This window comes from Rhizobium sp. BK661 (genome assembly GCF_024808825.1).
In the GTDB taxonomy this organism is placed as follows: domain Bacteria; phylum Pseudomonadota; class Alphaproteobacteria; order Rhizobiales; family Rhizobiaceae; genus Rhizobium.
On the sequence record NZ_JANTYT010000030.1, the window covers coordinates 49,871 to 58,001 of the forward strand.

The 8,131-nt window shown below is 55.7% G+C and carries 4 protein-coding genes and 1 pseudogene; 4 read left to right on the forward strand and 1 reads right to left on the reverse strand.

Annotation, left to right across the window (positions count from 1 at the left end):
- Window positions 1–3 precede the first annotated feature (3 nt).
- The 3 genes from FHX16_RS29650 to FHX16_RS29660 all read left to right on the forward strand — a co-directional run bounded on the left by FHX16_RS29650 (window position 4) and on the right by FHX16_RS29660 (window position 4,708).
- Window positions 4–1,869: an ABC transporter ATP-binding protein gene (locus tag FHX16_RS29650; protein ID WP_405049339.1), complete on the forward strand. Its 1,866-nt coding sequence runs from the start codon at window positions 4–6 to the stop codon at window positions 1,867–1,869.
- A gap of 512 nt (window positions 1,870–2,381) precedes the next feature.
- The gene (locus FHX16_RS29655) at window positions 2,382–2,972 is read left to right on the forward strand and encodes a hypothetical protein (RefSeq protein WP_183865039.1); all 591 of its coding nucleotides are present in this window, start codon (window positions 2,382–2,384) and stop codon (window positions 2,970–2,972) included.
- Window positions 2,973–2,995: 23 nt separating this feature from the next.
- A complete protein-coding gene (locus tag FHX16_RS29660) occupies window positions 2,996–4,708 on the forward strand; it encodes a hypothetical protein (RefSeq protein ID WP_259131878.1) in 1,713 nt (570 codons plus the stop codon).
- Window positions 4,709–4,875: 167 nt separating this feature from the next.
- On the opposite strand, the pseudogene FHX16_RS29665 reads toward FHX16_RS29660, so the two are convergent.
- Window positions 4,876–6,162: pseudogene (locus FHX16_RS29665) on the reverse strand (cellulose biosynthesis cyclic di-GMP-binding regulatory protein BcsB); the annotation flags it as partial.
- Between the two features lie 347 nt (window positions 6,163–6,509).
- Between FHX16_RS29665 and FHX16_RS29670 the strand changes: the two are divergent.
- Window positions 6,510–7,733, forward strand: coding sequence for an ATP-binding protein (locus FHX16_RS29670; RefSeq protein ID WP_183865041.1), 1,224 nt, complete (start codon window positions 6,510–6,512; stop codon window positions 7,731–7,733).
- The last annotated feature ends 398 nt before the right edge of the window (window positions 7,734–8,131 follow it).

Genomic DNA, 8,131 nt, shown 5'->3' on the forward strand with positions numbered 1-8,131 from the left:
ATGATCGCACTCGCAACGTCGCGCCAGATCGCCGCTGAGCAATCGGTTCTTTCCGTCTCCAATCTTACAACCTCATTCCTGGTTGAGGGACGTTGGAAACCCGTCGTCCAGGATGTCTCTTTCCAGATTGCTCCGAAGGAAACGCTCGCAATCGTCGGTGAGTCCGGATCCGGCAAGAGCGTCACATCGCTGTCAATCATGCGACTTTTGCCCAAGCAATCCTGCCGTATCGAGGGGAACATCGTCCTCGGTGGCACCGATATTCTATCGCTCACTGACCGCCAGATGCGGCAGGTCCGCGGTCGGGACGCTGCAATGGTGTTCCAGGAGCCGATGACAAGCCTCAATCCGATTTTCACCATCGGAGACCAGATTTCGGAGGCCTTGCTGTGTCACAACAAATCCATGTCGTATGCAGAAGCCAAGACCGAGGCCCTGCGACTGATGGATAAGGTCCGCATTCCAGCCGCGGCAAGTCGTTACAGCGAATTTCCACACCAGTTCTCCGGAGGCATGCGGCAACGTGTCGTTATCGCCATGGCCCTTGCGAGCCGCCCGAGACTGCTCATCGCTGACGAGCCGACAACAGCACTTGACGTTACCATACAGGGACAGGTGCTCGACCTCATAAAATCGTTGCAGGACGAAGACGGGATGTCGGTGCTGTTTATCACGCACGATATGGGCGTCGTTGCTGAGATGGCTGATCAAACGATCGTCATGTACAGGGGCCAGTGCGTGGAGTCCGGCCAGACCGAGCAGGTTTTCAACATTCCAAATCACGCCTATACGCGCTCTCTTCTCGCCTCGGTTCCTCGATTAGGAGCAATGCGTGGACATACAGAACCTCTAAAGTTCCCGATTATTGATATGGAAAGCGGAATTCAAACGCCCCAGTCCACCGTGGTTACTACCGTTTCTCATGAACATCGCGCGCTCCTGGAAGTATCCAGCTTGTCAACGCGTTTCGATATTCACTCCGGTTCCTTCGGGCGACTTTCAGGGCGCGTGCATGCAGTGGAAGATGTCTCCTTTTCGATACGACCGGGCGAAACCCTGTCGCTTGTCGGGGAGTCCGGCTGCGGTAAATCAACGACCGGTCGCTCCATCATCGGGTTGGTGAAGCCGACATCGGGGGCAATCCTGTTTGAGGGACAGGACGTTTCTACACTTGGCAAGCAAGAGATGCGGAGCATTCGCCGAAGCATCCAAATGATTTTTCAGGATCCATATGCAAGCCTCAATCCCCGAATGCGGATCGGTGATGCAATTGCTGAACCCTACCTTGCTCATGGCCTTGGTAACCGGCTGCAATCGAAGGCGAGGGTGGCCGAACTGCTATCGCAGGTTGGGCTCTCACCCGATATGGCAGAGCGGTTTCCGCATGAGTTCTCTGGAGGCCAACGACAGCGCATTTCGATCGCCAGGGCGCTTGCTCTGGAACCCAAGCTCATTATTGCTGACGAGTCCGTCTCTGCACTCGACGTGTCGGTGAAGGCACAGGTCGTGAATCTCTTGCTGGAACTGCAGGCGAAGCTTGGCCTCTCATTCCTGTTCATCTCACACGACATGGCTATCGTGGAGAGAGTTAGCCACCGGGTGGCGGTGATGTATCTCGGCGAAATCGTCGAGATTGGACCGAGATCCGCCATCTTCGAAAACGCTCAGCATCCATATACCCGAAGACTCATCCATGCAGTGCCTGTGCCCGACCCCTCCAGGCGTGCCATTCGCCGTGAAACACCTGCAGAAGAACTTAAATCGCCGCTCAGGACACTTCAGTATATCCCGGCCAAACCCTCATATCGCGTCGTGAGCGCAGGGCATCTAGTCAGGTCAGATATGGTGAGCTTCGCGGAGAATGAGTAGGCTTTGACATCGCAGGAATAGCGACGAGGACGGCGTTCGGCTCGTGCTGGGAATGCCTGCCGAGGTGTTCATTGCAACCTCGAGCAGGACGTTCGCCCGTATCTGTGGCAGCCGATCCGCGACCGCGTCTCAAAGGCGATCCGCGAGAAATAAACCGGGCCCGCCTTGCCCCATTCGGGTCATGCGGGAACCGGTCCACCTTGATGTTCTTGGCTATCTGATGGGCGAACTCGATACTCCTTATTGGCAATTCGGGACGGGCGTTTGTCGAAGGGAAACCCCACTGCGTTGCGGGACACAAGAGAATTGAGGGCTGAGCAACTACTCAATCATCGCCCAGGCCGAGACAACGTTCATGCGCTGACAGCTGGTTTGACGTCCAGCCCGCGCTGCCGCGTCATGGACGTTTTTCCTTTCGAGCAATCTAAAGTCGTGGACTTCAGTTTAATTATTAGCTAGTTCTAATATTAATAACAGATTTGAAATTGTGGAAGGATCTGGAGGGCTTGGCAATGCCGGGGGAACAGGTTGAATTCTCAAAGAGCAGCGAAGGCGCGCGGATCCGCGAGATCTGGAAAGAGGCAGCGCAGAAAATTCCGGCGTCGCCCTCCGCGGCTAAGGCACCTTTCCTTGGAATCAATCTTCGTATCAACCTTATAAAGGCTCTGCAAGCCACCTGGGAAACGGGAAGTGTTGCGGTGAAGGTACTTGCGGCCGCTCACACCACTTTTGACCCGGTCACATGGCTGGGCATAGGTGTAGAAGCCGTTGCTGCTGTGAAAACGGTCGTCGCTGCGCTGGTACAACAACTGTCGGCAATCAACTACATAACCTATGTGATGCTAGCACAATCGCCCAATGGGGTTACTGAGGCGACGCTGAAGCAAAACGTTGAAAAGTTCGTGCGTGATCCCAAGCTATTCCAGTTCGCCTGGCATCTCGGCATGACCGAAGCCAAAGCGGCACAGGCACTGCAGGTGATCGAGCAGCCGAACTGGATCACAACTACCATGGAAAAACTCTCGTCCGACAACATGGCGGAGCGACGCGGGGAGCTCTGGTTTTTCCAAGAGCGCAATTTCACGCTTCGTGGCGAAGAGTAATTGGCTGGCTAGGGAACGCCCAAATGTTCAGTCCGAGCCTGGTATCGATCATGTTCCACAGCTTCGATAGGGAGATGCCTTGGTCTTCCAATCCGACAAGCTATGTGACCGCCAAAGACATAGCTGACAAACTAAATGCAATCGCGGGCAAGGTGAAATGTTCGCGCACAACTATTCCAGTGGTTGCACGGACGCGCCAACCGATCTCGCTAATGAAAGAGTATTTCTCCAACGAGGAAATCGGGTCACAGAGCTTTAGGTTTGACCAACTAGATCCATTTTCTGTCTTTTGGGGACGCTTCCGTTTGGACAGGCTCGTCGGCTATTTCACTCAATTTCACCACTTGGATCCCACCGAGGAACTACTGGATATCGGCACGCCCCTCTTCGAACTCGGCTCCGGTTCGCCACATGATCAGACCTGCAGAAGCTTGTTTCAACATGCCGCAACACTGTCAGCGGCGACGGTGGCCGCAGCGATCGTTGATCTGGGGGAGGAAGACATAGGCTGCCAGCCCGACGATTATGGCAACAAGCTACGACATGCCGTCACCAATGACATAAAGCTGTCCGGTCACGCTGAGAAGGTCCTATCCGTTCTTCTGGAGCGCCTGGACAAAAACTCCAAGCTGGACAAAACGACGGTGAGTTGCGCGTTGGTGCGACCGCCAACCGCATTCATAGGCACCGGCTTGTCCGCATTCGATCAAGCATGCTCGCCCGAGATCTTGACCGCCATCGAAGCGTTGAAAACGCAACTCGACGCGGACGGCCTTCCAGTTGCCGTAAATCTGTCACTCGGAACACACGTCGGACCACACAATGGCGAATCTCCTTTGGAAGAATACATTGCAGCAAAGTTGACAAAAAATGATCGGTATCTAGTGGTTGCGGCCGGCAACGAAGGTGGCGCGGGTCACTCCGCGAAATGCACGCTGGAGGGAGACGAGCCGGATTATCTTAGTATTAGGACCGGCTCACTTTGTGAGGAGATGCTGGTCGAATTCTGGTGGGAGGACTCCGCTGGGATCAGTATGTCTATCGACGTCGACATATGGGAAACCGACGTTACCAATAATGTCGGCACTCGTACAAATCACGCTACCTTGCGGATCGATTCATCAGCTCTTGGTACTTTGTCGGTGACCCCCACAGGGCTTCCTACAACAATGATAATGCAGTCGCTATTTGGAGCACGTTGTCACAATAGTTTAAACTGCATCTCGTTTGCAATCACATCGACAAACAAGGCTGCTTTGCCAGTCCTAGACATCAAGCTGCGGCTTCAGGCGCAGAACGCACCAGCAACGACCCGGACAGCCGTGAACGGCTGGATTGTGGTAGCTGAGGCGGACCCGTTGACGGCCGCGACCAACTTCATTGAAGGCGGTGCCCAAGGAAACGTAATCGTTCCTGCGAGCGATCCCGCTGTTCTCAGTGTCGCCGGCCTCGACAGAAACGGAAACGTTTGGAAGGGGTCTTCCCGAGGCCCGGCTGCCGAATACGACACGGCAAATGGGGGGCTGGAGGTCCCTTTGATGGCCCATCTAGCGTATTTAGGATCGGAGTTTGGCACAAGTTTCGCAAGTCCACGCGCCTGCGCAGATGTAATAGATGTTCTGATAGATCCAAACAGAAAATGCAAAGACGCTAAGAGCCTATTGGTGGAGACCTACTGCCCCAGTGGTAAACTTCCGATTTGGAATGCGCGGTTTGGTTTTCACAAGGCCCAATGAGCTTAATCGCTCTGGCTATCGGTTCCGCTGATGCTGGCGAATGAATGCCAATACGAGTGACGTTGGGACTGGAATTTGGCGGGCCGATATTCGGGCACGGCGCAAGCGAGGGTCGTCTCGAGTGAGAGGTTCTCAGTTCCCATCGTCGTCGGTGCTAGGAGCGGCTCTTAGCACGAAGACAACCGGAATAGAATTGCGGCGACCGAGTTTCTGCGTACCGAAGGTGCTTCGGTCTGAATTTCGGCAGGCACCTTGCCGAAGCTGCCGAAGGCCATAACACGGCGCCGAGTTGCAGCCGGAACCGCCGTGGTGACATCGACTGGCAGGACGTGTCCGGAGGAGTAGGCCATCTTGGCAAGGAAGGAACCAGCCGCGTCGAGCGAAGCCGCATTGAGGCCCGGCACATAGACCGAGGTGTTTTCCGTATCCGTGCGGTCGCTGAACGATGCGCCTGAGACAAGCGCTGCGAGGTCGGGATAGCGACCAACGCGGGCAAAGGACGGGGTTTCGAGGAAGCTCGATCCGTGGATCGACAGGCGGGCGCGGTCCTCGTTTGTCCCGGTGATGGGATCGCAGACAGTGTCTGCCGCCGTCGGCAGCCGCGCTTCGAACTCGATGGTGTTTTCACCAGGACGCAACTTGCCGAGCGGGATCGGCAGCCGCTGATCGTCGATCAAGCCAGTGGGGCTTGCGCCAAGCGTGATGTCCGCAACCGTTTCCCCGTTGGCCCGAAGGATCAACTCGGCGTCGCGGGACAGGTTGGCGGCATATTGGGCGTTGAGGTGGAGGACCATCGAGCCATAGTCGCCGGGGTGGAAGTCTGATGGCATCGAGAAGTTGACACGCTCCTTGTAGAGGCGACCCGAGAACGGCTGAGCAATGAAACCGAGGTTCTGGAGCGGCACGATGGAGTTCGGCGTCAGCGCTCGACCCTTGGCGTTAGCAAGCGCCCGTAAGCCCTGCGGCGTGCCGTCGTTTCGCTGCTGTTCACCTGACCGCTGGAACTCGGCGACGGCAGCGTCGACGTCGGCCGCGGTCTGGCCGGTGATCACCAGAGTCTTTCGGTTGTTGGCACCGTCGGCGAGAACACTGATGCCGTCCTTCAGGCTTGCGGCCCTGTTCGCGCCGAGCGCGGGAGCGATCACTGTTCTCGTTCCGACGACGACGTCGATGCCAGGACCCTGGCCAGCCTCCGCGCCGATGGTGACGGCCGGGCGGTCGAAGCTGCCAGCAATTGCCAATGACTGAATGACGGCCAGGATGGGGTTGTATTCACCCGGAGCTGCGCCTGATGTAATCAATCCACGGATTGGCGTGCGCCCATCATTGCTACCGCCAAGTGCGATGAGGTCGGGGATTGAATTGCCGGCTGTCTTGGGGGCTCCACCGAAGACGAAGCCGCTGCGCTCGGAATCGACCTGGGTCCAGAGTTCATAGGTTGCATCGACGGAGCAATCGACGCGATGCTTCGTTTCACCGAAAGATCGACGCCGATCAGGATCGGGGTGCTGCGTAAGCGAGCTTCAGGTTCTTGATCTCGAGCAATATGCACAAATTTGCGTTCGCTTCGCTTCTGAGCAGATACCCCTCCATTGAGGATCAGCTAGGCCAGTTCCGGCGACCAGTCAGCGAAAGGTTCAGCGGCGCCTGCGTGGGCTGTGGCCCCATGCCGCCATCTAACATGCCACCCACTTTTTGGTTTCTCATTTCAATCTGCCGCCATGCAAATTTCAAATAGTCACATGTTGACTTTCAATTGGTCATCGCCGTAATTTCAAACAGTCATCAAAGGAATGAAGTTGTGGCGCTGTATCCAAGGCTCGCTGAGCAACGCGTTGCCGACGCCATGTCAGACACGCGAGTCGTGCTGATCGTCGGTCCCAGACAATCAGGAAAAACGACGTTGGCCAAGAAGATGGCCAATGAAGGGATGGAGTATTACACGCTGGATAATGCAACGACTCTGGACGCCGCGCGAGAGGATCCAGTTGGCTTTGTAAGAGGTATGGATCGCGCCATCATCGATGAAATTCAGCGCGCGCCCGAGCTGTTGTTGGCCATCAAGGAAAGCGTGGATACCGACCAGCGACCAGGGCGCTTCCTTCTGACGGGTTCAGCCAATCTCATGACGTTGCCACGCGTGGCAGACTCGCTCGCAGGGCGCATGGAGGTCGTTCGATTGCTGCCGCTTGCGCAAAGCGAGATCAGAACCGCCGGAAGCAGCTTCCTGCGCGACGCCTTTCGAAACGAAGCCAAGGCCGGAGAGCCAATCTTCGGAGACGACCTTATGGCTGCAGTTTTGGCCGGTGGATATCCCGAGGCGCTGGGCCGCAAAACCTTGAGCCGTAGACAGGACTGGTATGCGGATTATATCCAGGCGATCGTTCAACGCGACGTTCGTGATGTCGCGCAAATCGAGCAGATTGCTCAAATGCCGCGCCTGCTACGCATTCTGGCAGAGCATTCGGGGCAGCTGGTGAACTATTCCCGGATTGGTGCGGCCATTGGGATGAACCACATCACAACGCAAAAATATGTCGGTATCTTCGAGAGCCTGTTCCTCGCTTGCACCGTACAACCCTGGTTTTCTAACAAACTGAAACGTCTCACGAAGACACCGAAAGTACATTTCCTCGATTCTGGCCTTCTTGCATCCCTTCGTGACCTCTCTCTCGACCGCCTCCACGACGACAGGGGTCAGTTCGGGGCATTGCTGGAGACTTTCGTTTTTGCCGAGATCCTTAAACTCGCCAGCGGCGGGCAAACCCGCTTCGAGTTTTCGCATTTTCGTGACAAGCAGCAGAACGAAGTCGATATCGTCATCGAAGATAGAAGGGGGCGGATCGTCGGTATCGAGATAAAGGCGGCAGCATCCGTCTCCAATTCCGATTTTTCGGGATTGCGAATTTTAGCCAAGGCATCCGGAGAACGGTTTGTTTCGGGCATGGTCTTGTATGACCACCATAAGGTTATCCCTTTCGGGGAGCGTTTGTCCGCTGTTCCAATATCGGCATTGTGGCGTTAGCGCGTGAGAATTACGCGTCAGTCTTCAGACCCGAGCATTCTTGAGATATACAGTTTCGATAACGGATAGGCCTCAGGTTCAATTCCCTTCACATCAGGTCTTTTGTCAAATGGATCATTGGAGTGGCATGTGGGCGGATCCATGGTCTAAGCCCATAGCAACTACCGATCCGTTCTCGAACCTATACAACCTCATATGTGGAACGGCCCGCGGTGCAAGGTGCTTCTCAACCGATTTATCCACGCGGACGGTGCGTTCATATGTACGGCCTTTGAATGCGGTACATGACCACTGGCCTCGATGAGATCCGCGGAACGAGGAGCTAAATCACATCCACGCACTTTGAAGTGCACTGAGGTTGACGGCTTCGTTCGTCCGGGATTTCGTCCCATGGGTTC

Excerpts from the sequence above, each read along its gene's own strand:
- FHX16_RS29660 (WP_259131878.1), top strand. The coding sequence starts at position 2,996 with ATGTTCAGTCCGAGCCTGGTATCGATCATGTTCCACAGCTTCGATAGG.
- FHX16_RS29655 (WP_183865039.1), top strand. The coding sequence starts at position 2,382 with ATGCCGGGGGAACAGGTTGAATTCTCAAAGAGCAGCGAAGGCGCGCGG.